This is a genomic window from Binatus soli (SeqCode) (assembly GCF_050015535.1).
In the GTDB taxonomy this organism is placed as follows: domain Bacteria; phylum Desulfobacterota; class Binatia; order Binatales; family Binataceae; genus Binatus; species Binatus soli.
Genome location: NZ_JBEKBF010000011.1, coordinates 50,870 through 73,533 on the forward strand (window position 1 = coordinate 50,870; position 22,664 = coordinate 73,533).

A 22,664-nucleotide genomic window follows, 5' to 3' on the forward strand; every position below is an offset into this window, starting at 1 on the left:
CATCGATTGCACCTCGCTTGATCATCGCCGTGGCCGCAATCCGCCCGCCACCCGCGCCGCATAATCTTTAGAAGAACGCGTTCTTTTTGCCAACCGGTCGGCGCTTCAGCAGCGCAATCAGAATGACCACCGCAGGTTTTCCGCCCCGTTCACCTTGAATCGCGCGTACTTCGGCGGTATCCGGCCGCCCTTGGTCCACTGCGCGGGAAGTGAGACTTCTTCGAGCACCGCGATATCGACCTTGCTGCCGTCCTCACGCGTGAAGGTCCGCGTGCCGGAGTACTGCACTATCGTCGGGAGAATCATGCCGGGCCCTTTGTAGCGAGTCTTGGTGGTGACGAGCACGGCGTCGGGTTTCTGAAGTTTGTTTCCGGCCCGAATCAGCAACTCCTTGTCGGACAGTTTGCGATCGATCCACGACTCGCTGATTACGTAGTAGTCCCCCTTCTTCGGCTGAAATTCAGGCGGCACCAGTTGTCCCGTTCCAAACCAGAAGCGAAGTTTGACGGAGCGATCCGCGCTCCAATCCGGCGCCCTCACGTCGGCGATCTGACTGTCATCGCCGAGGATGAAACTATGCCCGCGAAATGCGGACTCCACCAGCTGCGCGCTGGCGTAATTCGGTTTTGTTACTGGTTGAGCCTGGGCTGATGCGGCCGCAAAGCCGACCAACAGTGGCAGGATTGCGAGCCAAAGATGTTTTCCATGAAGCATGATTTCCACTCCCAAGACGATTTATCGTTCCACTTTGGTGGAGCATCGTACCAGCGTTTTATCCGATCTCTTCTTTGGTCGAACAGGCTTTGATGTATCTTGTCAATCCAAAAAATCCGTCGCGTTCAGAGTCAGCGACGACAGCCCTACAGCCGGCGTCGGCTACACGGAAACCAGCGCGCGGCGCTGCCGGAAAGATTTGCACGGACGCGTGTTGAGCACGTCCCCCGCTTCGATCCATCCGCGCCGCGCCTGATTTACGCCGTACTCCAGCAGGTCTATCTCGCGTGGCGAGTGCGCGTCGCTCGAGATGACGAGTTTGACGCCGGCCCGCTTGGCGGCCATGCACATGGTGTCCGTGAGATCGAGGCGTTCGGGCTGCGAGTCGATCTCCATCGCGCACCCTTCTTCGCGCGCCACGCGCAGGATCTCGCCCAAGTCGAAGCTGCTCGGCTCGCGATGGCCGATCAGGCGCCCGGTCGGATGCCCGATCGCATCGACGTTGCGATTGCGAATCGCCTTGATCAAACGGCGCGTCATGTCGCGCGGATTCTGATCGAGCTTGTAGTGCACCGATGCGACAACCCAGTCGAGTTCGGCGAGCGCGTTATCGGGCAGGTCGAGACTGCCGTCGTCGAGGATATCGACCTCGATGCCGCGCAGTATCGTGACGCCTTTGAGCTGCTTTCCGAGATTTTTAATCTCGCGCGCCTGCTCGCGGAGTCTTTTCGGATCGAGGCCGTGCGCCATCGCCAGACGCCGCGAATGGTCGGTGACCGCGAAATATTTAAGCCCGCTCTCGCGCTCCTTGCGCGCCATCTCCTCAATTGAACTGCGCCCGTCGGTGTATGTCGAATGGGTATGCAGATCGCCTCGCAGGTCGGCTCTGTCGATCAACGCAGGCAGCGTGCCGGAAGACGCCGCTTCGATCTCGCCGCGATCTTCCCGCATCTCGGGCGCGATCCATGGCAGCTTGAGCGCGCGATAAACCTGCTCCTCGGTCCTGCCGGCGACGATCGATTTGCCCCGGAACAGCCCGTACTCGTTGAGCAGAAGCCCCCGCTCTTGCGCGATGCGCCGCAGATGAATGTTGTGAGCTTTGGAGCCGGTGAAATATGTGAGCGCCGCGCCGAAGCTCGCGCGCGGCACCACCCGCAAGTCGACCTGCAGCCCGTCCTTGAGCACCACGGTGGTCTTGGTCTCGCCGCTGCCGGCCACGCGCGCCACGGCGGGAAAGCTCAGGAACTGCTTCGTCACCGGTTCGGGATGCGCGGCCGCCGCGACCACGTCGAGGTCGCCGATCGTCTCGCGCCTGCGGCGAAAACTGCCGGCTACCTCCAGTTCCTCAATCGCGCGGCATTTGCGCAGATGCTCAACCAGCGCCGCGGCGACGATCGCAGCCTCCGAGTACAGAATCCGTTTGCCCGAACCCGGCTCCTTGCGCGCGATGGCTTCGAGGATCTTCTCCGCCATCTTCGGGCCGAAGCCTTTGATGCTGTGCAGCTTGCCGGACTTCGCGTAACGTTCGAGGTCTTCCTTGCCGCGAATGTGCAGCAGGTCCATCAACAGCTTGATGCGCTTGGGACCCAGGCCCGGAATTTCCCGGAGCTCCAGCAGTTCGCGCGGAAACTTGTTCGCCAGCTCGCGACGGATTGGCAAGTCGCCGGTTTTGGTCAAAGTGGCGATCTTGCCGGCGAGGTCAGCGCCGATCCCGGGAATCTCGTCTATTTGCTCAAGCGTAAGCTCGGCGACCGCAACCGGCTGGTCATGGATCGCGCGCGCCGCGTTGCGATAGGCGCGCACGCGAAAGAAGTTCTCGCCGGAGAGCTCGAGCATGTCGGCGATCGCGTCGAGAACTTTCGCAATTTCATCGTTCTGCATGCGTCGAATGCGGGCGTTTAGCGCTGCGCCTGGGCGGATGGCCGCTCTGGCCGTGCGAGTTCCAGCAGGCGGATAACTTCGGCATCCGCCAACTGATGAAAATCACTGTAGAATTCGCCGATTCCGAAGAACGTCGGCGGCGTACTCAAGCATACGATTTCGTCCGCTTCGTCGCGGAGCGACGCGATGGTATCGGCGGGTCCGACCGGAACTGCGAGCACAACTTTCTTGGGCGCCTGTTGCCGGATTCCGCGCAGCGCGGCGCGTATCGATCCGCCGGTCGCGATTCCATCATCGACGACGATCACGGTGCGATTCTTGAGTTCGATGCGCGCACGTCCGGCGCGGTACAGGAGATTTCTCCGATCGATTTCCTTCAGTTGGTCGTGAATCTCGCGTTCAAGATAGGCGCGCGAAACTCGCAGCGCGCTCATCACTTCGCGATTGAGAATCGTCTCAGGATGATCGCCGTCCACCACCGCTCCGACGCCCAACTCCGGCTGCCCGGGCGCACCGAGCTTGCGAACGATTATTACGTCGAGCGGTGCGTTGAGCGCGCGCGCGACCTCGAAGGCGACCGGCACGCCGCCGCGCGGCACAGCCAAAACTACCGGCTGCTGATCTTTGTATTTCAGCAGGCGCGCGGCGAGTTTGCGGCCCGCGTCGACACGGTCAGCGAACACGATGTCCTCATCGTCGTCGGGACAATCGGCTGACGCCGCTTTCTCCGCCGCGTCCGCTGTCAGATATTTCGCAAACCAATCGCGCGCCAACCTCACAACTTCCTCGAGAGTTCCCGGCTCTTCGAACAGATGAGTCGCGCCTGGAACGATCGTCATCGCCTTCTCGCATCTGAGTCTTTCGAACGCCTCCTGGTTCATTTCGATAACCGGGCTATCGTCGCCGCCAACGATGAGAAGAGTGGGGGCCTTCACCCGATGAAGGCATTTCATCGCCAGGTCCGGGCGGCCTCCTCGCGAAACGACCGCCCTGATCGAGGGATCGCGTGCTGCGGCGGCCAGCGCGGCGGCGGCGCCGGTGCTCGCGCCGAAATATCCGATCGGATATTTCGCGAATTTCGCTTGCGAGCGGAGCCATCTGGTCGCATCGACGAGGCGATGGCCGAGAAAATCGATATCGAAAACATTCTCGCGATCGGCGGCCTCATCCTCGGTGAGAAGATCGAAGAGCAGGGTGCCGATGCCCGCTTTCTGCAGCGCCTTCGCGACATAAGTATTGCGCGGGCTCAGCCTGCTGCTGCCGCTTCCATGCGCGAAGAGCACGATACCTTTAGCGCCTTGGGGTACGGTCAGCGTGCCTTCGAGCAGGATCGAATCAGAGGGAATCCTTGCCTGCTCATCTGGATGTTGTCGCTCCATGGTTGTCTTCCTGTATGCGGCTACTCTTGAGCGGCGCGCAGATGGTTGATGACGCCATCGACGCCGAAGACGTACCAGGCGTCCGCTTCGGCCATCTCCGCCTGCCGGCGGTTGGGCGCCACGCCCTCGAGAGTCACCACCGAGTTGCGCGTGCTGACCTTGATCGAGTCGGCGCTGACCAGGCGATCCATTTCCAAAGCCATCGCGACCGTGGCGGTGATCTCGTCGTCGTTGTCGTCCTCGGAGGGCTTAACCTCGATCCCGTTTACGACGTCGCGAGTGCCCGGGACCCACCATGCGAGCAGTCCCGCGACACGCTTGTGCGACAGGCTTTCGACCTGGCCATTGAGCGTCACGACTCCGTCGGCGACTGCGATCTCGATATAGTTGCCTCGGTCGGCGGCAGCCTCGACGGCGGCTCTCGCGCGGCGCTCTTCGGCAGTTTGAATCCTGCAGCCAATGAAATCTCCTTCCTGCAGCATCGCAGCGCGCAGGTGATCCCGAATCGCGCCATCACCCATCGGTTGCGCCGGAGCGACGCGGAGCCTGTCGACGATTCCTCTCGAGCCACGAATCGAAGCCGCCAGTTCCAGCGCGATCTTCTTGGCGGCAAGACTTTCGGTTTCGCCCTGAAGGACAACGCTTCCGTCGGGTTCGCATTCGACAACAATCGGGTGCCGACGAAGGTCGACGCGCGGATCGCGTTGCAGAGCCGCATGAACCTCGCGCACGATTTCCGCTGATTCAGGCATTGAAACGCGCCTAGACCCCGGATGGATTGACCGTCTGATGCTGGCGCTGCGCCTCGACCCACAGCTTCTTCAGGTCCTTGGGAAGCTGGCTCATCACGTCCCACGCCTCGCCTTCCTGGCCTGTCGGGCTGCTGAGCAGCCTCTGCAATCCCGCGAAAACGGCCGATACCGCACGTTCCGCTTCCGCATCATCGCTGAGTCCGGCCATCCGGCGCACTTCCCATATGAACTGATCCCCGCTGACGCGATGGACCTTGCGATCGGGGTGCTCCAGAGACATCATCTTGAGGCGCTTGGGGAGTTGCGCGTTGACATGCAACGCTTCATTCGGCGTGATCCGATCGCGCAGTTCCTGGAAGACCGCGAAAGTCAGCCCCTCCGCGCGACGCAGGTCACATCCGATGCGCCCCATCACATCTTTGAAGAATGCCTGATCTTGCATGATGAATATCTCCCTTGAGTGCTCTTGTAATTCAGTAGAGCACGACACGTTTCCTCTACGCATTCTACCACCCGTGTCCGATTCGGGGGTGACCGCAGGATCGCTTTTGGGGCAACTGCCGCAGCAGGTGTTCCGTACGTGACGTTAAGGAGCGATCATTCGGAACCCTCGCTTGGATAATGGAGTAAAATAACGAATCGAGTCAGGCGGATGGTCCATTCAACGATTCCAATCACACACTTTAGTCAAGGGAAGTGCGAGAAGAAAAACAGCGGCACGCTCCGGCGCTTCCGGAGTGAGAGAAAGCCGGCATCGGAGAGAGTGGCAAGATGAGTGACGAATTAAAGACCGACCGGACCGACGGCCGCGAGATGCTTCGAGAATTGCTGACCCGGCTCCGAAACGAAGCCCAGCAGAGAATAAGACACCTCCGAAGAGATCAGGAGCAAGAGCAGGAGTTAGAGCCCGAGGACGAGATGGAGTCGGCGCGCACGACCGCAGAGGTCGAAACTCACGCCGGACTGATCGCGCGCGCGGAAGAGAAACTCAGGTACCTCGATGAGGCGTTCGCACGGCTTGACGCAGGCAAGTACGGCCGATGCCTCAAATGCGGCGGCGCAATTCCGATCGAGCGTCTGATGGCGATCCCCTTCGCATCGTACTGCGTCGACTGCCAGCAAGGGCTCCATCGCGCCAGAGGCGGCTGGGGTGAAGGAACCACCATTGCGCCGTTCGATCAACAATGGACCCTGCCCGAGGAAATGGAGGCCCCGACCGAACGCGAATATCAGGCCACCGATCCCGAGGAACAGTTGACAATCTATTCTCGTGAACCGCTCGCATCTGAGAAGCCCGGGAACCAAACGACGCCCCAGTCGCCGCAGAATAAACGGACGCCTCGGCGCAAGAGATAAGCACTTTATCCGGGCTACTAGCCCGAACGAATATGACCGCAACCCGTTTCCCCTCAGCCGTTCCTCGCCCTTGCACGCGCGCGGGGTCCATATGTGAGACAACAAAGCTGTTGCATCGCGGCGATGATTAACTATAGTTAAATACATGCCGGCTACGAACCAGAGCTGGGCTCCCGACGCGTACGCGCGCAACGCACGTTCGGTTGCGTTTTGCCGCCGACAAGCCGCGTGACTGATAGTCCGGGCGTTTGAGTTCCCCCGCGTCCGGCGGCAGTATCCCGTTCGCGATGAGTATCTTCCGCGAGTTGACCGAGGGCCTGCCGCGACAGGCCCCCGGCTCCCCCGAGACAACGCTGCGCGCGCTCGGCCTGGTCCGCGGGCTGCCGGCGCGTCCGCGAATTCTGGACGTCGGATGCGGTCCCGGCGCGCAGACTATAGAGCTTGCACGCGCCACCGGCGGCCGGATTGTGGCGGTCGATGTCCGCCAGCGATTCCTCGATGAACTGACCGAACGCGCCCGCGCGGCTGGAGTTATCCCGCAGGTGACGACGATCAACACTTCGATGTTCGATATGGATTTCGCCGACGCGTCGTTCGATCTGATCTGGTCGGAGGGCGCCATCTATATCGCGGGATTCGCCGCCGGCCTTGGCGCGTGGCGGCGGTTCCTCAAGCCCGGCGGATGGATCGCCGTCTCCGAACTGACGTGGTTGGCGCCCGATCCGCCCGCCGAAGCGGTTGCATTTTGGGCGCGAAGCTATCCCGGCATGGGATCGATCGAGCGCAACTGCCAGATTGTTGCGGAAGCGGGGTACGTGGACGCCGGCCGGTTCGTGTTTCCAGTGCAGGACTGGCACAACTACTACGGGCCGGGCGAGATGCGGGTTGCGGAGCTGAGGAAAAAGTACGCCGGCGATCGCGAGGTCCTCGCAACCCTCGACGAGGCGGATCGCGAGTACGATCTCTTCCGCGCGTATCACGGCGCCTACGGATACGTCTTTTACGTGATGCGCAAACCCGGCGCGTAGCCTCGCGGCGCCCGTCGTCGCGGGCCATCGGCCCAATTCGCGATCGCTTTCATTTATTGGCGATCTGGGTTACCTGTTGCGATACAAATCACCGGACCTCGCGAGGATCGAAATGGACTTTTCGCTGACCCCCAAAACCGAACAGTTGCGCAAGCGTGTCTCCGACTTCATGGACCAGTACGTCTTTCCCATCGAAAAGGAAGTTCAGCGCGAGATGGGCGAGAGTGGACATGCCGAGCCCCAATGCCTCAAGGATGTCCGCAAAAAAGCCAAGGCCGAGGGTCTTTGGAACCTCTTTCTGCCCGACGAAAAATTCGGCGCCGGTCTCAAGAATTACGAGTACGCTCCCCTGTGCGAGCTGATGGGCCGCAGCCCGATTGGCGCGCGCGCGTTCAACTGCATGGCGCCCGATACCGGCAACATGGAAATCCTGACCGAGTTCGGCACCCCCGAGCAGAAAAAGAAATGGCTCCAGCCGTGTCTCGACGGCGAGATGCGCACCTGCTTCTCGATGACCGAGCCGGATACTGCGGGATCCGATCCGACCCAGCTCAAGACCCGCGCCGTTCGCGACGGCGACGACTACGTGATCAATGGCCACAAGTGGTTCACGTCCAATGGGATTGGCTCGAGCTTCGCGATCGCGATGGTCGTGACGGACCCCGACGCGGCGCCGCATCGCCGCGCCAGCCAGATAATCGTTCCGACCGACACTCCCGGATTCAACCTGATTCGCCCCGTGCCGGTGATGGGCCACTCCGGCGGCGGCGGGCATTGCGAGATAATTTACAAGGACTGCCGCGTGCCGCTGACCAACGTACTCGGCGAGGAAGGCGGCGGCTTCGCAATCGCGCAGGCGCGGCTGGGCCCGGGACGCATCCACCACTGCATGCGAATCATCGGGGTCGCCGAACGAGGGCTCGAACTGATGTGCAAGCGGGCGAACACGCGCTTCACGCACGGCAGCTTCCTCGCCGACAAGGCCAACATCCAGGAGTGGATCGCCAACTCGCGAATCGAGATCGACTCATGCCGCCTGATGGTGATGCATGCGGCGTGGAAGATGGACACCGTGGGCAAGCGCGAAGCGCGCAACGAGATCTCGATGATTAAAGTGATGTGCGCGAACATGGTGATGATCGTGCTCGATCGCGCCATCCAGGTGTTCGGCGCGGCCGGCGTCAGCGACGACATCCCGATTGCGCGGATGTGGCGCGACAGCCGCTCGCTCCGAATCGCGGACGGCCCCGACGAAGTGCATCGCATGACCATCGCTCGCCGCGAACTGCGCAAGTACAAGTGAGCTCGCAAGTGATCCGGCAAGCGATCTGGATGGTCCCGCGTCGCGCACATGGCTGAAGCGGTGGAAATCGTCCCCGAATTTGGCGACGTCCGCGACGAGGAGCAACTCGACTGGGCAAAGCTCGCCGCCTACTTGCGCGGCAAGATTCCCGGCGCCGACGCGCCGCTGACCGTCCAGCAGTTTCGCGGCGGATCGTCGAATCTGACCTACCTGCTGCGCTTCGGCGACCGCGAATGGGTGATGCGCCGGCCGCCATTCGGGCCGCTGCCCGTGGGCGGGCATGACATGGGCCGGGAGTACAAGGTGCTTTCGCGGCTGTGGGAAGTCTTCAAGCCGGCGCCGCGCGCGATGCTCTACAGCGACGACGCGTCGATCGTCGGCGCGCCATTTTTCGTGATGGAACGGCGCACCGGGATCGTCATCAAAAATCGTGAGCCGCTGCCAGTGGAGCTCGGCGCCGATCCGGCGACGTTTCGCGCAATCTCAGAAGGATTTATCGATACGCTGGCCGATTTGCACGACGTCGATTACGCGGCGATTGGACTTGGCTCGCTGGGCAAGCCCGACGGATTCTTAAAGCGCCAGATCACCGGATGGATGGGGCGATGGGAGAAGGCCAAAACGCGCGAAGTGCCGCTGATGGAGAAGCTCGGCGCCTGGTTTCTCGACAACATGCCGGTGTCGCCGCCGCCGGTGCTCGTGCACAACGACTTCTACCTGCACAACATCATGCTCGGCGCCGTCAATCACGGCGAGGTAGTCGGAGTATTCGACTGGGAAATGTCCACCATCGGCGATCCGCTGGTCGATCTCGGCATCGCGATTGGCTATTGGCGCGAGAAGAGCGACCCGGTGGAACTGCTGGTGACCTCCCACGGCGAGCCGCATACGCTGCGGCCCGGCTTCATGAGCCGCGACGAACTGGTGCATCGCTATTCGAGCCGCACCGGCCGCGACGTGAGCGGCATCCCGTTTTACTGGGCGTGGGCGCATTGGAAGACTGCGACCGTCGTCGAGCAAATCTACGTGCGCTACGTGCGCGGGCAGACCACCGATCCGCGCTTTGCGCTGATGGGTCCGATGGCGCCGGCGCTGGCGCTCGCCGCGGCGCAGGTCGCCTCCCGCCTCGGCTTCCAGGGGTAGCGCGCACGCGCTCTCAGAGCCGCCGGGCAGTCGATGGCACTCACGGCGCTTGATGCCGTCCATTGGATGCTTCACATACACTGAAGCTTCGACCGAAATCCGAGAATCGAGCGCGAGGTCCATCCCCGCAAGCGAGCTGCGTGACGCGCGGCTGCTGCGGTCCTCTTTTCAGCCGGCGGCAACTCGGGTCTGCGCTACGCCGCCCGTCGCGGCGTTGGCATCGAGATATAGGAAGCTACGTCTTTTCTGCTCGCGCCCATTCGCAGAAGGGATCGCACCATCAGATCGATGCTGACCGAAGGATCGGCAGCTTCCATTTTCGCCACTCGCGACTGGCTGGAACCCAACAAGCGGCCTAGCTGCGCCTGAGTCATCCGGCGCCGGCTTCTTTGCTTTCTTACCGCGCTTGCCAGGCCGAGCTTAACCTCAACCAGAGCAGCTTCCTCGTCGCTGAGCCCGAGGAAATCGGTGGTGCTCCCGACCACCCATCCCGCGCTTTCCAATCGCTGTCTTTTACGCTTCTCCATCGCTCATTGCCTACCCGGCCAGTTCGTCGTACCGCCGCAACCGTGACCTGCATCGGTCGATCACTTCACGCGGCGTTCGGCGAGTTTTCTTGCTGAGCACGTCAACTATCACGATGGCGTCTGGATCGGTTCGATACACTATCCGCCACGTATCGTATCGGTCGACGACCCTCAGTTCGTGACACCGGGCTCCTATCGCAACCATCGGCCGCGAATGTGGTAAGGAAAGATTCTCGCCCTGTTGCAAACGCCGCAGCAGCACCCCTGTCTCGATTCGGCCTTCTCTGGAAAATGGCGGTGTCTTGATCTCGCCGTGCAGCCAGACCAAGGGTTTGTCTCCGGCCTTGGTCACCGACTGCATCTTATGTCAGATTCGACATCTAGGGCAAGCGCGGAATTCTGGCTGGGATTGCAGAGCGACTACGAACTCGAAAAAGCCAAAGACGAGCTGGCGGCGAGGATCGAGCGCGAGGTCCATCCCCGCAAGCGAGCGGCGGGACGCGCTCCTGCCGCGGTCCCCTTTTCAGCCAGCGGCAACTAGGCTATCCAAGGTACAAGGCGGGTAATAATTGCCCCGGCCCGGAGGTCTCCCAGTCTTGCACGCCATCACCTACGAAGCCCCAACCACGCTCGATCAGGCGGTCAGCATCCTCAAAACCCACGGTGAAAACGCCCGCCCGTTCTGCGGCGGCACCGATATCATCATCCAGTTGCGCGCCGGAGTCCGCCGCACCGAGCATCTGGTTGATGTCAAGAAAATCAAGGAGCTGCAAACTCTCTCCTTCGATGCGAAGAAGGGACTGCGGCTCGGCGCGGCCGTGCCTTGCATCGAGATTAGCGAGAGCGACGTGATGCGGCGTCATTACCCCGGCTTGACCGAGGCGGCTCATCTCATCGGCTCGCTGCAGATTCAGAACCGCGCCTCGGTGGGCGGCAATCTGTGCAATGGATCGCCGGCCGCGGACACTACGCCTGCCCTCATGGCGCTCGGCGCGCGCGCCCGAATCGTCGGCCCGAATGGCGAGCGCGAAGTGCCGGTTGAGGCTTTCGTCGTATCGCCCGGACGCACCGTGCTCAAGCCCGGCGAGTTGCTGGTCGAATTGCTGGTTCCGGCGCCCGCGCCGCATTCGAGCGACGCGTATCTTCGTTTCATCCCGCGCAACGAGATGGATATCGCAGTCGTCGGCGTGGGAGCGGCGCTTACGCTCGACGGCGACAAGGTGAAGGCGGCGCGGATCGCACTTGGCGCCGTTGCGCCGACTCCGATCCTTGCAAGCAAGGCCGCCGACGCGCTCATCGGGATGAAACTCGACGCCGCGGCCCTCGAGGCCGCCGGACGTGCGGCGAGCGAGGCCTGTTCGCCGATCGACGACATGCGCGGGACGGCGGAATTTCGACTCCACATCGCCGCGGTGCTCACGCGGCGGGTGCTCTCAATCGCCGCCGAACGCGCGAAAAAGAACTGAATCACAGCCACGAACAAACGGCATATAGAACAATGTCCAAAAAGACACTGGTAGAAGCGACGATTAACGGCGAAACGGTCGAGTTCCTGTGCGAGCCGCGCCAAAGCCTGCTCGAAACGCTGCGCGACGTGCTCGAGCTCACCGGCTCCAAGGAAGGATGCCTGACCGGCGATTGCGGCGCTTGCACCGTGCTGGTCGACGGCCGCCCGGTCTGCTCGTGCCTGATGCTCGGCGTCGAAGCTCAAGGCAAGAACATCGTGACCGTCGAAGGACTCGCCATCAACGGCGTGCTTCACGTTTTGCAGAACAAGTTTCTCGAGCACGCGGCCTTGCAGTGCGGCATCTGCACGCCCGGATTCCTGATTTCGGCGAAGTCGCTGCTCGATCGCAATCCGAAACCGACCGAGCACGAAGTTCGCTACGCGCTGGCCGGGAATCTGTGCCGATGCACCGGTTATGACAAGATTGTGAAAGCGGTGCTCGACGCGGCTGCGGATATTCGCTCGCAGGGCGAAGGCAAAGCGGCCGCACGATGAGAGCATCGCGGTACTGACAGGACTACCGAGACGACCGGCGATCCGAGAGGTAAGGCCATGGCGGAATCAACCACGACACGCGATTTCAAAGTCATCGGCACGCGTCCGATTCGGCCCGACGGCGTTGACAAAGTGACGGGCCGCGCCAAGTTCGGCGCCGACTACGCATTCCCCGGGATGCTGCACGGCAAAGTGCTGCGCAGCCCGCACGCCCACGCGATTATCAAATCGATCAAAATCGACAAGGCGCTCAAGCTCCCCGGCGTCAAGGCCATCGTTACCTCGAAGGATCTCCCGGCGGCGGAGAACAAGCTCGAGCAGTCCGGCGAGATGACGGTCAATCCGATGCACCTGTCGATGAACATCCTCGCGCACGACAAGGTCCTGTATGACGGCCATGCGATCGCCGCCGTCGCCGCGACCAGCCCGCATATCGCCGAGGAAGCGCTCCGCCTGATCGAAGTCGAATACGAAGTGCTGCCGCCCGTGATGACCGTCGATGCCGCCACCAAGCCGGGCGCCCCGATTCTGCTCAAGGATCTGCGCAACAACGAGGAAGGCGACAAGCCGACCAACGTCGCGCAGCACTACCAGTTCAAACGCGGCGACATCGCCGCCGGATTCAAGGCGGCGGACTATGTGATCGAGCGCGAATTCAACACCGCGATGGTGCACCAGGGATACATCGAGCCTCACAACGCCGTCGGCATCTACAACTCCGACGGACAGGCAACGATTTACTGCTCGACCCAGGGCGCCTTCGACGTGCGCTCGCTGAGCGCACAGGTGTTGGGGATGCCGGTCGGCAAAATCAAAGTCGTGCCGGCCGAAATCGGCGGCGGCTTCGGCGGCAAGACCACCATCTACCTCGAGCCGCTCTCGGTGCTGCTGTCGAAGAAGACCGGCGCCCCCGTCAAGCTCGTCATGTCGCGCTCGGAAGTGCTCCGCGCGAGCGGACCGACCCCGGGCTCGAAAATCAAAGTGAAGATGGGCGCGACCAAGGACGGCAAGCTCGTCGCCGCCGAAATCTGGATGGCATACCAGGCGGGCGCGTTCCCGGGCTCGCCGGTGGCGGCCGGCGCGCTGTGCATCATCGCTCCCTACACCATCGAGAATTTTCTAATCGACGCGTACGACGTGGTGGTCAATCGGCCCAAGACCGCGGCCTATCGGGCGCCGGGCACAACCCAGGCCGCGTTCGCGTCCGAGACTGTGATCGACGAACTGGCCGAGAAGTGCGGAATCGATCCGATCGACTTCCGAATCAAGAACGGGGTCAAAGAAGGCGCGCCGCAGGTCCTCGGCCCTCCGTTCAAGCGCATCGGATTTATCCAGACCTGCGAAGCGATCAAGAACAGCGAGCATTACAAGTCGAAACTGACCGGCAAGTTTCGCGGACGCGGCGTCGCGTCGGGATTCTGGTTCAACGCCGGGATGCAGTCGTCGGCAACGGTGAATATCCACACCGACGGAACCGCCAGCGTCGTGACGGGCTCGCCGGATATCGGCGGCTCGCGCGCGTCGATGGCGATGATCACCGCGGAAGTGCTCGGACTGCCGGTGACCGACGTGCGGCCGATCACCGCCGACACCGATTCGATCGGTCATACCGACGTGACCGCCGGAAGCCGCGTCACTTTCGCAACCGGGATGGCGGTGTACGAGGCGGCCAAGGACGCCGAGCGCCAGTTGATCGAGCGCGCCGCCAAGGTCTGGGAGAAAAAGCCCGACGAAGTCGAATTCCGCGGCGGGATGCTCCATGCGAAAGGCAACGGCGTGCCGCCGATGTCGATCAAGCAGCTCGCACCGCGCTTCGCCCGCACGGGCGGACCGATCACCGGTCGCGCCAGCGTGAATGCGCGCGGCGTGGGGCCTGGATTTGCCACCACCGTCGTCGACGTCGAGGTCGATCCCGACACCGGCAAGGTGCAACTGCTGCGATGCACAGTCGCGCAAGACGCCGGCAAGGCGATTCATCCGAGCTACGTCGAAGGACAAATGCAGGGCGGAACTGCGCAGGGAATCGGGTGGGCGCTCAACGAGGAATACTTCTACGACGACAACGGCACGCTGCGTAACTCCGGATTCCTCGACTACCGGATACCGACCTGCCTCGACTTGCCCATGATCGAAACGATCATCGTCGAGGAAGCTAACCCCGGCCATCCGCTGGGCGTGCGCGGCGTCGGCGAGGTGTCGATCGTGCCGCCGGTAGCAGCGGTCGCCAATGCGATCTATCGCGCGGTAGGCGTCAGGATGACGCAGACGCCGATGTCGCCGCCCAAGTTGCTCAAGGCGATCCTGAAGCATCGCGGCGCCACGCAGCATTCCGCAGCGGCGGATTGATCACGAGTGATCGAAAGGGGCGGGCGAAGTCGCCCCCCTTCTTTTTCTGCAATGCCAACCGTTGTGATTCCCGCACTGCTACGCAAATTCACCGGCGGCGTCGAGCGAGTCGAGGTGCCGGGAAAATCGATTCGCGAACTGGTTCAGCGCCTCGGCGAGCGTTTCCCGGGTATCGACCGCCAACTGCTCCAGGATGGAGACATCCGGCCGTCAATCGCGGTGTCAATCGACGGTGAAATAGCCACCGGCGGCGTGCTCGATACCGTTGGCGAGAACAGCGAAGTGCATTTCATTCCCGCGCTTGGCGGAGGCGAAGTCTGAGCGCCAAGAGAGCGCGGGCGAAAGCCGCTGTTTCTCCGCGGATAGCGGGTTCGTCGGGATCCCGGCCGTTATTGCAACATACCCGCACTTGCGTACAATACGCTTGCTAGCCGGGGTTTGCCCCCCTTTTCCCGGTTGGCTGCGGGCCGGGCGGAGCAATCTGCCTGGCCCTAATTTTTTTGCCCAGAATAATTCCCTGACCGCCTCGCTGGATAACTCCCTTTCAAGCCGCCGGCCGCCTGGCGCGGGGAGTTAAATCACTCGTTAGGAACTAGCGTTGACAAGTCGACAACGACCAGTACTTAATTGAGCATCGCACCGGGGAAGCGGGCCTATTGCTCGACCGAAGCGTTGCGCATATTGAACGATCCCAGGAAAAGCCGGTATACACAAAGGCTAGAGATGGAGGAGACCAAGATGATGATTAGAGGACAACGCGCTTCAGGCATTGAAGGGGGACGGAAGTCTGCGTTGAATACGGCAAGCTCGCGCCTGTGCTGGCGCCTGCGAGCGATGCTTGCCGGGCTTTCCATTCTCGTTCTGGCGCCCGGTGCCTCGCTGGCAAAGGACTACTGTATCAGCTTCACGGCTTTTCCGGGCAGCGAGATTGTGGGAAGGGGATTCACAGTCCCCGGCAAAGGCCAATGCAAGCCGTTTACCGGCTTTTTCTTGCCGGGCGAAAATGATGCAGCCGCAGGCACGGGATGTACCTCTACGGACGGTTCGAATCTCTCCTTTACGATAACCACCTCAGCTCCCGAGAGCGGAGGGGCTGCCTTTATCGATTCAATCAGTTTGTCACTTCCGGCGCACTCTGGCGAATGCAGCCAAACAAATCTCAGCAGCAGTAGTATTTCTTTTGCCAGTTTTGCCGTGACCGGGAAACCCTGCTCGAAGGTAGCTATTCCGGCTGCCGACTCCGAAGCGGTTCCGCAACCGGGAGGCCCGCACAGCCTGGTGCGCTGAGGCTAACAAGGGTGCGGCTTCTGCCCGTCGCTGTATCGTCATCCGCAGATCGGGTTTGGAGTGCGAAGTCAGTATGAAGCGACGGGAGGGGATCTTTATCCCTTCCCGCTGCCGTGAGATTCGTTCAACCGGGCAGGACCTCGGCGCAGACCGCCGATGAAACGAGATCCGCGGTTATAACCCCCGCCATGTGCCTGCCGCCCGCGCGTTAGACGCTCGCAACCGCCGGGAATGACGTGTCTGTTCGGCTACCGCTTGCGCGGCCGGAAGACCAGGACCGAGCACGGCGCGTTGCGCACCAGCTTCTCGGTGACGCTGCCGATCAGAATATACTCGCCGCCGGTCCGTCCATGCGTAGCAATCACGATCAGGTCAATCGCCTGCTCTTTGGCGTATTTGACGAGTTCCTGAACCGGAGGTCCGACCACGGCAAACGTCAAGACCTTCTTTGAATCGCCGAACTCGTCCTTCTTGATGCGCGCGAGTTCCTCTTCCGCCTGCTCGAGCATCGCGGATTCCCGCGCCAGCTCGCGGTTCTGCTCGATGGTGGACGGGATGAAACTTTGCTGCGGCGCGATGACGTGCATCAGGTGAACTTCTTCGGCGCCGAGGTCTTTCGCCAGTTCCATCGCGCCGCGCATCGCTTCCATCGAGTAAACGGAGAAGTCGATTGGCGCGAGAACCTTCTTAATATTCTGAATCATAACAGCCTCCCGAGTACCAAGGTCTCTGGAATTACCACGGCCTTCGCCGCCGGTGCAAACCCGCGCCGGTCTGTGCCATTATCCCGACAGATCGCCGCTGAATAAAAAGGATTGCCTATGAAGGGTACTGTCTTCCACGGACCCCACGATGTGCGCGTCGAGCGGGTCGATGATCCCGCGCTCAAGACGCCCACCGACGCGCTGGTGCGAATCACACGCGCGGGAATTTGCGGCTCCGACCTGCATTTCTATGAAGGCGCTTTGCCCATCGTGCCCGGCTTCGTGCTCGGCCATGAGGGCGTCGGCGTGATCGAGGAAGTGGGCGCCGGTGTCGAACGGCTGACGAAGGGGGATCGGGTCGTCGTGTCGGGGGTGGTTGCCTGCGGCCGATGCTACTTCTGCCGGCGCGGACAGCCGTCGCAATGCGCGGAAAGCGGATCCGCCATATTCGGCTACGGAGCGAATTCCGCGGGCAAGCTCGGATGGCTGGGAGGCGAGCAATCCGAGGCAGTGCGGGTGCCGATGGCGGATTACACGTGCTTTCCGCTGCCCGACGCGATCGACGATGACGCCGCGGTGTTTCTCGCCGATATCCTGCCGACGGCTTTTTTCGGCGCGGTCAACGGCAATATCCGGCCGGGCGACACGGTGGCGATTTTCGGATGCGGCCCGGTGGGATTGTGCGCCGTGATGTGTGCAAAGCTGTTCGGCCCCGCCGAAGTGATCGCCGTCGATAGCATCCCGTACCGGCTTGAGGCGGCGCGCAAGCTCGGTGCGTTTGCGGTAAGCGTGGAACAAGCACACGAGATAATTCTGGAGCGCACTGAAAAACGCGGCGCCGACGTGACTATCGAGGCGGTCGGCAACGAAAGCGCGCTGACGGCCGCGATAATGGCGGCGCGCGGCGGCGGAACAATTTCGGTAATCGGCGTGTTCGGCGCGCCTTCTTTCAATTTCCCGATCGGCTATGCGTTCATGCGCGATCTCACGTTTCGGATCGGCCTTGCGAACATCAACGCGCACATACCGGAACTCGCGCGCCTGATGGAACGCGGCACGATCAACCCGCGCCCGCTGGTAAGCCACGTGATGCCGCTGGACGACGCAGCCAGGGGCTACGAAATTTTCAGCGCCCGCAAAGACAACGTGATGAAGGTATTGCTGAAGCCCTGACCCGCCCCGCGCCGGCATCCAGTTCAATCGGCATTCGCACCATTGCCTGTCCCGCCGTAGTTACCGGTTAAAGGAAAGCCCGTCCCCTACAGCCGGGCGTTTGTCTGCCGTTCTATTTTTTCTTCTTGGCCTTGCCGGTTCCCGACAGCGAAACGGACTGCGGCGAGTCGATCACATTGTCAACAATCTTCAGGCTTCCAGTCTGCCGCGTCGTGTCCGTCGGCGTGAAGGTCACTGATACCTTGCAACTCTTGCCGGGCTCGAGCGTTTTTTCGCATCCCGACTTGACCGCGAACACCGGCGGCGATGCGCTCTCGCTCTCGATGCTCACCGCCAACCCTTTTTTCTTCTTACCCGCGTTCGTGATCGTGACCGTCTTGGGCGCGCTGGTAGTTCCGACTGTCACCGTTTTTCCGAATGCGATCGAACTGGGACTGAACGTCAGCTTCTCCGAGATCGGAGTCGGCGTCGCAGTCGGGGTTTGAGTCGCGGTGGCGGTTGCCGTCGCTGTTGCGGTCGGCGTGGCTGTAGCTGTCGCGGTCGCCGTTGGCGTGGGCGACGGATTGGCTAGTGGCTGGTTGTACTCTAGTGCCCGGTTGTTCTCGGTATCCGCCACGTACAGGTTGCCTGCGCCGTCCAGCGCGACTCCTTCTGGAGAGCAAAGGTCAATAGCGGTGGAGTTGCCGCCGCTGGTGTCGTGATTGCAACCAGCCGTCGTGAAGCTCCCGTCCTGGCCAAAGACCGTATTGGCGGTGGTGTTGGTCAGCGGGGTGTTGTACTCCAGCACCCGGCTGTTGCCTTGATCGGCCACCCAGAGGTTACCCGAGCCGTCCACCGCGACCCCCACTGGATAGCACAGGCTGTTGTCGCTGACTTTATTGCAACCAGCCGTCGTGAAGCTCCCGTCCTGGCCAAAGACCCCATCGGCGGTGGTGTTGGTCAGCGGGGTGTTGTACTCCAGCACCCGGCTGTTGTTGCTATCCACCACGTAGAGGTGACCCGAGCCGTCCACCGCGACCCCCACTGGATCGCACAGGCTGTTGGCGCTGACCCCGCCGTTATTGCAATCAGGCGTCGTGAAGCTTCCGTCCTGCCCCAACACCTCGTTGGCCGCGCCGCCCACACACGGAAATACTCCCTTGCAGGCCGCAAACGGATTCGTGTACTCCAGCACCCGGTTGTTGTTCGTGTCCGCCACGTAGAGGTTGCCCGAGCCGTCCACCGCGACTCCCGCTGGAGCGCACAGGCTGCCAGCGCTGACGGCGCCGCTGGCCCCGTTGCAGAAAGAGGTGAGGAAATCGGGCTGTCCAATCACCAGGTCGGCCGCCTGACCGTTGGTGAACGAGGCGGCGTCTCTCCAGCCCAGCACCCGGTCGTTATCCTGATCGGCGACGTAAATGTGATTTGGCGTGGCGCTGGAATCGATCGCTACCGCGAAAGGTTCGTACAGCCCTTGAGCGTTCACGTGGACGCCATTGTGCGTGAAGTCCACCTGTCCCAGCACCCGGTCGGCGGTAGTGCCGCTCGCAAGCACAATCGCCACATACAATGCGACCGGCAGCATCACGGCCGCAATCCCGAACGTCCGACGGTGCCATCCCGTGGCGCGCACAACTTGGAACTTCATCACTCGGTCCTCCCGAGTTGGAACTGGCAGTTAAACCGGGACTCCCGTTGAGTCTCCGATGCCAGATCCCCAATAGACCCGACGCCCTCCCTGCGCAAGGTGCCGTTGGCACGGGAGGCCAGTATGGCGCGCCCGCGGCAGTGGCCGCGCCCGCCAACGGCGGGCGGCCTTAATACTGGGTGCAGGGCTCAGCCCTGCCTACTTCTTGGCGGCCTTGCCGGTTCCCGATAACGGCACGGACTGTGGCGAGCCGATCACGTTGTCATAAATCTTCAGGCTTCCAGTCTGCCGCGTCGTGTTCGCCGGCGTGAAGGTCACCGATACCTTGCAACTCTTGCCGGGCTCGAGCGTTTTTTCGCATTCCGACTTGACCGCGAACGGCGGCGATGCGCTCTCGCTCTCGATACTCACTGCCAGACCTGTTTTCTTCGTACCCGCGTTCTTGATCGTGACCGTCTTGGGCGCGCTGGTAGTTCCGACTACCACCGTTTTCCCGAATGCCAGCGAACTGGGACTGAACGTCAGCTTCTCCGAGATCGGAGTCGGCGTCGCAGTCGGCGTCGCAGTTGCGGTGGAGGTTGCCGTCGCTGTTGCGGTCGGCGTGGCCGTTGAAGTTGCGGTCGGCGTCGCAGTTCTCGACGGCGTCGCAGTCCCGGTTGGCGTGGCCGTCTTGGTTGCCGTCGCGGTCGCGGTCGGCGTTGACGGGTTCGCCGGACTGAGCTCGGTCACGAAGGCATTAGAGAGGCCGTTGGCGGCGGCATTGTTAACGCTCTGGAAGGCGCTGAGGATGGGAAAGTCAGTCGAGTACGCCTGTCCCGTGACATAGGCGTTGCCTGTGACGGAATCGACCGCGATGCCATAGCCCTCGTCGCTGGTGGTGCCGCCGAGGTAGGTCGAATAGATCAGTGACCCCACTCCCGACACTGAGGGGTTGAGTTTGGCCACGAAGGCGGCATCGCAGCCCGAGGGGCCGGATGCAGAGGGGCAAGTACTCTGGAAGGCGTTCAGGATGGGGAAGTCGGTGGAGTACGTATATCCCGTGACATAGGCGTTGCCTGTGGAATCGACCGCGATGCCGGCGCCTGAGTCGCCGCCACTGCTGCTTCCGCTGCCGCCCAAGTAGGTCGAATAGAGGATCGACGCCGCTCCCGACGCCGCCGGATTGAGCTTGGCTGCGAACGCCGTAGGCTCACCATTGCTGGCGGCATTGTTAACGCTCTGGTAGGCGTTCTTGGTGGGAAAGTCGGTGGAGTACGCCTGTCCCGTGACATAGGCGTTGGCTTCGGAATCGACTGCGATGCCGGAGCCAGAGTCGCCGCCCAAGTAGCTGCCGCCGCTGCCGCCGAGGTAGGTCGAATAGAGCACCGATGCCGTTCCCGACTGCGTCGGGTCCAACTTCGTTACGAAAGCATTGCTTGTTCCAATATGTGCATAGTCAACAGTGATTGCTGTTCCATAATCGGGAGGGCTGGAAAAAGATAAAGAAACTACGCCGCCGGAGTAATGAATACTACCCGTGAGGTGACTTCCGTTGATTGCTCCATCGCCATTATCCGTTCCCAAATAAGTAGTGCCGGCAATTGTATAATTAACCGTCACTGTTCCGGGGCCCACTGGAGGGGCTTTCAATGTCGTTGCGAAAATCTCAGTGCTTCCATCGCCCGTCCATCCGGCGGGTTGAAAGGAGGAAATTAAAACGCTCCCCATCGTGCTCTGGAAGGCGTTCAGGACGGGGAAGTCGGTCGAGTACGTAACTCCCGTGACATAGGCCTTGCCTGTGGAATCGACCGCGATGCTGATGCCTTTGTCGCCGAAGCCGTACTCGCCGCCGCTGCCGCCGAGGTAGGTCGAATAGAGGATCGACGCCACTCCCGACGCTGAGGGGTTGAGTTCGGCCACGAAGGCGGCAGCGCAGCGCTTGGATGCGGAGGGGCAAGTGCTCTGAAAGGCGTTCAGGGTGGGGAAGTCGGTCGAGTACGTATATCCCGTGACATAGGCGTTGCCTGCGGAATCGACCGCGATGCCAGCGCCTACGTCGCCGCCGCTGCCGCCGAGATAGGTCGAATAGAGGATCGACGCCGGTCCCACCGCCGCCGGATTGAGCTCGGCTACGAAAGCGCATTCCCCTGATGAGCAAGTGTCCTGGAAGGCGTTCTTGGTGGGGAAGTCGGTCGAGGACGTATATCCCGTGACATAGGCGTTGCCTGTTACGGAATCGACCGCGATGCCGTAGCCACTCTCGCCGCCGCTACCACCAAAGTAGGTCGAATAGAGCAATGACGCCGCCCCCGATGCCGACGGATTGAACTTGGTCACAAAGGCAGCCGTCCCGCCGCTGGAGCAGGATGAGCAACTGTCATGGAAAGCGTTCAGGGTCGGGAAGTCAGTCGAAGACGTCGTCCCCGTGACATAGGCGTTGCCTGCGGAATCGACCGCGATGCCGGATCCTTGGTCGCCCGTGCCAACGCTGTAGCCGCTGCCGCCGAGGTAGGTCGAATAGAGCAGCACCGGATCGATCACAATCGGCTTGCTCCGGTCGTAGCCCGCCACCCTAAAGCCCGCCTCATGCGCGCCGCGCAGCTTCCATCCGCCCGCGATCGTCCGCCGCCCGCCGCCGTTCTCCTGGTAGATCGCCGGCGCATGCTCGATGAGCTTGCTCTCGCCGACGCTGACGATCAGATCGCCCCGCTCATTCAGGGCCAGTTTGCCTGCACCGCTGAAGCCGAGCCGGATCGCATTCGGGTCGGCGCCCGGCGCAAGGCGGAAATCGTACTCAAGCTGGGCCTGCGCGCTGCCGTGATAGATCAGGTCGATTCCGGGATAGACATTCTTGAGTTCGACTTTGGCGTAATTGGGAACATCGGTATGCCATTTCTTCGGGTCGTTGCCGATGAAATAGTTGCTCCGCCCCGCCATCCGATCGATACCCTCGATTTGCGCCGCGCGCGCCGCCCCCTTGAGCGCAATTCGCACCACGGCGGACCGGCCAGCTTTATCTTTTTTCGCGTCATTCCCGCGCGTGGCTGCCGCGCGAGAAATCCCTGATCCGGGTTCTCTCGACTTCGCTCGGGACGGCGGAAAAGAATTAGGGCGAGAGTTCTTTGAGGGCGAGCGCATCGACAGCACCGCCTCGGACGCAGTCAGGAACAGCGTGTAGCCCGGTCCGCGCGAGAGAAACCTGACCTGCCCATCGCTCTGGCCGAGGTTCGGCTCAAAGCTCATCGGCAGCTTCGCAAAATTGATGCGCGGGGAATGATTGGCCGCGGCGATTACCCGCGATGATGGTTGCTTGGCAGGATCGCTCGCGCGTGGGGATTGCGACGATGCGAGGGTCCGTGGCACGCGCATTGCGACAACCGTGGCGACCGCGGATGCGGCGATGCACGCGATTGCAATCGTACCGATGTGGACTTTCCCGCCAGGGTGTTTCATCGCTCTTTCC

General features: G+C 61.9%; 21 protein-coding genes. 11 read left to right on the plus strand and 10 right to left on the minus strand.

The window, feature by feature from the left end; genetic code table 11:
- Positions 1-117 precede the first annotated feature (117 nt).
- The 5 genes from ABR989_RS09990 to ABR989_RS10010 form a co-directional block, all read right to left on the minus strand.
- A complete protein-coding gene (locus ABR989_RS09990) occupies positions 118-714 on the minus strand; it encodes a hypothetical protein (protein ID WP_428128032.1) in 597 nt (198 codons plus the stop codon).
- A gap of 162 nt (positions 715-876) precedes the next feature.
- Complete coding sequence (gene polX / locus ABR989_RS09995) at positions 877-2,595, minus strand: DNA polymerase/3'-5' exonuclease PolX (RefSeq protein ID WP_428128034.1); 1,719 nt, start codon at positions 2,593-2,595, stop codon at positions 877-879.
- A gap of 17 nt (positions 2,596-2,612) precedes the next feature.
- Complete coding sequence (locus tag ABR989_RS10000; protein WP_428128036.1) at positions 2,613-3,974, minus strand: phosphoribosyltransferase family protein; 1,362 nt, start codon at positions 3,972-3,974, stop codon at positions 2,613-2,615.
- Between the two features lie 20 nt (positions 3,975-3,994).
- Positions 3,995-4,726 carry a BON domain-containing protein gene (locus ABR989_RS10005; protein ID WP_428128038.1) on the minus strand — a complete coding sequence of 244 codons (732 nt, stop codon included), beginning with the start codon at positions 4,724-4,726 and terminating at the stop codon, positions 3,995-3,997.
- A 10-nt stretch (positions 4,727-4,736) separates the two neighbouring features.
- Positions 4,737-5,168 carry a DUF2267 domain-containing protein gene (locus tag ABR989_RS10010; protein ID WP_428128039.1) on the minus strand — a complete coding sequence of 144 codons (432 nt, stop codon included), beginning with the start codon at positions 5,166-5,168 and terminating at the stop codon, positions 4,737-4,739.
- Positions 5,169-5,497: 329 nt separating this feature from the next.
- On the opposite strand from ABR989_RS10010, the gene ABR989_RS10015 reads away from it, so the two are divergent.
- From ABR989_RS10015 to ABR989_RS10030, 4 genes are all read left to right on the plus strand, one after another.
- Positions 5,498-6,082 carry a TraR/DksA family transcriptional regulator gene (locus ABR989_RS10015; protein ID WP_428128040.1) on the plus strand — a complete coding sequence of 195 codons (585 nt, stop codon included), beginning with the start codon at positions 5,498-5,500 and terminating at the stop codon, positions 6,080-6,082.
- 287 nt (positions 6,083-6,369) lie between these two features.
- Entirely contained in the window at positions 6,370-7,110 is a 741-nt protein-coding gene (locus ABR989_RS10020; protein ID WP_428128042.1) for a class I SAM-dependent methyltransferase, read from the plus strand.
- A 112-nt stretch (positions 7,111-7,222) separates the two neighbouring features.
- Positions 7,223-8,413 carry an acyl-CoA dehydrogenase family protein gene (locus ABR989_RS10025; protein ID WP_428128044.1) on the plus strand — a complete coding sequence of 397 codons (1,191 nt, stop codon included), beginning with the start codon at positions 7,223-7,225 and terminating at the stop codon, positions 8,411-8,413.
- 48 nt (positions 8,414-8,461) lie between these two features.
- A complete protein-coding gene (locus tag ABR989_RS10030; RefSeq protein WP_428128046.1) occupies positions 8,462-9,556 on the plus strand; it encodes a phosphotransferase family protein in 1,095 nt (364 codons plus the stop codon).
- Positions 9,557-9,750: 194 nt separating this feature from the next.
- Here the strand turns inward: ABR989_RS10030 and ABR989_RS10035 are convergent, their stop codons facing one another.
- Complete coding sequence (locus ABR989_RS10035) at positions 9,751-10,083, minus strand: XRE family transcriptional regulator (protein WP_428128048.1); 333 nt, start codon at positions 10,081-10,083, stop codon at positions 9,751-9,753.
- Between the two features lie 10 nt (positions 10,084-10,093).
- The gene (locus ABR989_RS10040) at positions 10,094-10,444 is read right to left on the minus strand and encodes a type II toxin-antitoxin system RelE/ParE family toxin (RefSeq protein WP_428128049.1); all 351 of its coding nucleotides are present in this window, start codon (positions 10,442-10,444) and stop codon (positions 10,094-10,096) included.
- A gap of 3 nt (positions 10,445-10,447) precedes the next feature.
- Between ABR989_RS10040 and ABR989_RS10045 the strand changes: the two genes are divergently transcribed.
- From ABR989_RS10045 to ABR989_RS10070, 6 genes are all read left to right on the plus strand, one after another.
- A complete protein-coding gene (locus ABR989_RS10045) occupies positions 10,448-10,624 on the plus strand; it encodes a hypothetical protein (protein ID WP_428128051.1) in 177 nt (58 codons plus the stop codon).
- A gap of 55 nt (positions 10,625-10,679) precedes the next feature.
- Complete coding sequence (locus ABR989_RS10050; protein ID WP_428128053.1) at positions 10,680-11,549, plus strand: FAD binding domain-containing protein; 870 nt, start codon at positions 10,680-10,682, stop codon at positions 11,547-11,549.
- A 32-nt stretch (positions 11,550-11,581) separates the two neighbouring features.
- Positions 11,582-12,085 (plus strand): (2Fe-2S)-binding protein, encoded by a 504-nt coding sequence (locus ABR989_RS10055; RefSeq protein ID WP_428128055.1) that lies wholly within the window; start codon positions 11,582-11,584, stop codon positions 12,083-12,085.
- A gap of 57 nt (positions 12,086-12,142) precedes the next feature.
- Positions 12,143-14,431, plus strand: a complete 2,289-nt coding sequence (locus ABR989_RS10060; protein WP_428128057.1) for a xanthine dehydrogenase family protein molybdopterin-binding subunit — start codon at positions 12,143-12,145, stop codon at positions 14,429-14,431.
- Positions 14,432-14,482: 51 nt separating this feature from the next.
- Complete coding sequence (locus tag ABR989_RS10065; protein ID WP_428128059.1) at positions 14,483-14,752, plus strand: MoaD/ThiS family protein; 270 nt, start codon at positions 14,483-14,485, stop codon at positions 14,750-14,752.
- A gap of 402 nt (positions 14,753-15,154) precedes the next feature.
- A complete protein-coding gene (locus ABR989_RS10070; RefSeq protein WP_428128061.1) occupies positions 15,155-15,718 on the plus strand; it encodes a hypothetical protein in 564 nt (187 codons plus the stop codon).
- 248 nt (positions 15,719-15,966) lie between these two features.
- Here ABR989_RS10070 and ABR989_RS10075 read toward each other — a convergent pair whose 3' ends face one another.
- The gene (locus ABR989_RS10075; protein WP_428128063.1) at positions 15,967-16,422 is read right to left on the minus strand and encodes a universal stress protein; all 456 of its coding nucleotides are present in this window, start codon (positions 16,420-16,422) and stop codon (positions 15,967-15,969) included.
- Between the two features lie 117 nt (positions 16,423-16,539).
- Here ABR989_RS10075 and ABR989_RS10080 point away from each other — a divergent pair, with 117 nt between their 5' ends.
- Positions 16,540-17,595: an alcohol dehydrogenase catalytic domain-containing protein gene (locus ABR989_RS10080; protein WP_428128065.1), complete on the plus strand. Its 1,056-nt coding sequence runs from the start codon at positions 16,540-16,542 to the stop codon at positions 17,593-17,595.
- Between the two features lie 112 nt (positions 17,596-17,707).
- On the opposite strand, the gene ABR989_RS10085 is transcribed toward ABR989_RS10080, so the two are convergent.
- Both ABR989_RS10085 and ABR989_RS10090 read right to left on the minus strand, forming a co-directional pair.
- Entirely contained in the window at positions 17,708-19,222 is a 1,515-nt protein-coding gene (locus tag ABR989_RS10085) for a choice-of-anchor D domain-containing protein (RefSeq protein ID WP_428128067.1), read from the minus strand.
- A 198-nt stretch (positions 19,223-19,420) separates the two neighbouring features.
- Positions 19,421-22,654, minus strand: a complete 3,234-nt coding sequence (locus ABR989_RS10090) for a DUF7948 domain-containing protein (RefSeq protein WP_428128069.1) — start codon at positions 22,652-22,654, stop codon at positions 19,421-19,423.
- Positions 22,655-22,664 lie beyond the last annotated feature (10 nt).

Bases quoted from the DNA above. Each gene is read 5' to 3' on its own strand.
- ABR989_RS09990 (WP_428128032.1), bottom strand. From the start codon at position 714: ATGCTTCATGGAAAACATCTTTGGCTCGCAATCCTGCCACTGTTGGTC.
- polX (WP_428128034.1), bottom strand. From the start codon at position 2,595: ATGCAGAACGATGAAATTGCGAAAGTTCTCGACGCGATCGCCGACATG.
- ABR989_RS10000 (WP_428128036.1), bottom strand. From the start codon at position 3,974: ATGGAGCGACAACATCCAGATGAGCAGGCAAGGATTCCCTCTGATTCG.
- ABR989_RS10005 (WP_428128038.1), bottom strand. From the start codon at position 4,726: ATGCCTGAATCAGCGGAAATCGTGCGCGAGGTTCATGCGGCTCTGCAA.
- ABR989_RS10010 (WP_428128039.1), bottom strand. From the start codon at position 5,168: ATGCAAGATCAGGCATTCTTCAAAGATGTGATGGGGCGCATCGGATGT.
- ABR989_RS10015 (WP_428128040.1), top strand. From the start codon at position 5,498: ATGAGTGACGAATTAAAGACCGACCGGACCGACGGCCGCGAGATGCTT.
- ABR989_RS10020 (WP_428128042.1), top strand. From the start codon at position 6,370: ATGAGTATCTTCCGCGAGTTGACCGAGGGCCTGCCGCGACAGGCCCCC.
- ABR989_RS10025 (WP_428128044.1), top strand. From the start codon at position 7,223: ATGGACTTTTCGCTGACCCCCAAAACCGAACAGTTGCGCAAGCGTGTC.
- ABR989_RS10030 (WP_428128046.1), top strand. From the start codon at position 8,462: ATGGCTGAAGCGGTGGAAATCGTCCCCGAATTTGGCGACGTCCGCGAC.
- ABR989_RS10035 (WP_428128048.1), bottom strand. From the start codon at position 10,083: ATGGAGAAGCGTAAAAGACAGCGATTGGAAAGCGCGGGATGGGTGGTC.
- ABR989_RS10040 (WP_428128049.1), bottom strand. From the start codon at position 10,444: ATGCAGTCGGTGACCAAGGCCGGAGACAAACCCTTGGTCTGGCTGCAC.
- ABR989_RS10045 (WP_428128051.1), top strand. From the start codon at position 10,448: ATGTCAGATTCGACATCTAGGGCAAGCGCGGAATTCTGGCTGGGATTG.
- ABR989_RS10055 (WP_428128055.1), top strand. From the start codon at position 11,582: ATGTCCAAAAAGACACTGGTAGAAGCGACGATTAACGGCGAAACGGTC.
- ABR989_RS10060 (WP_428128057.1), top strand. From the start codon at position 12,143: ATGGCGGAATCAACCACGACACGCGATTTCAAAGTCATCGGCACGCGT.
- ABR989_RS10065 (WP_428128059.1), top strand. From the start codon at position 14,483: ATGCCAACCGTTGTGATTCCCGCACTGCTACGCAAATTCACCGGCGGC.
- ABR989_RS10070 (WP_428128061.1), top strand. From the start codon at position 15,155: ATGGAGGAGACCAAGATGATGATTAGAGGACAACGCGCTTCAGGCATT.
- ABR989_RS10075 (WP_428128063.1), bottom strand. From the start codon at position 16,422: ATGATTCAGAATATTAAGAAGGTTCTCGCGCCAATCGACTTCTCCGTT.
- ABR989_RS10080 (WP_428128065.1), top strand. From the start codon at position 16,540: ATGAAGGGTACTGTCTTCCACGGACCCCACGATGTGCGCGTCGAGCGG.
- ABR989_RS10085 (WP_428128067.1), bottom strand. From the start codon at position 19,222: ATGAAGTTCCAAGTTGTGCGCGCCACGGGATGGCACCGTCGGACGTTC.
- ABR989_RS10090 (WP_428128069.1), bottom strand. From the start codon at position 22,654: ATGAAACACCCTGGCGGGAAAGTCCACATCGGTACGATTGCAATCGCG.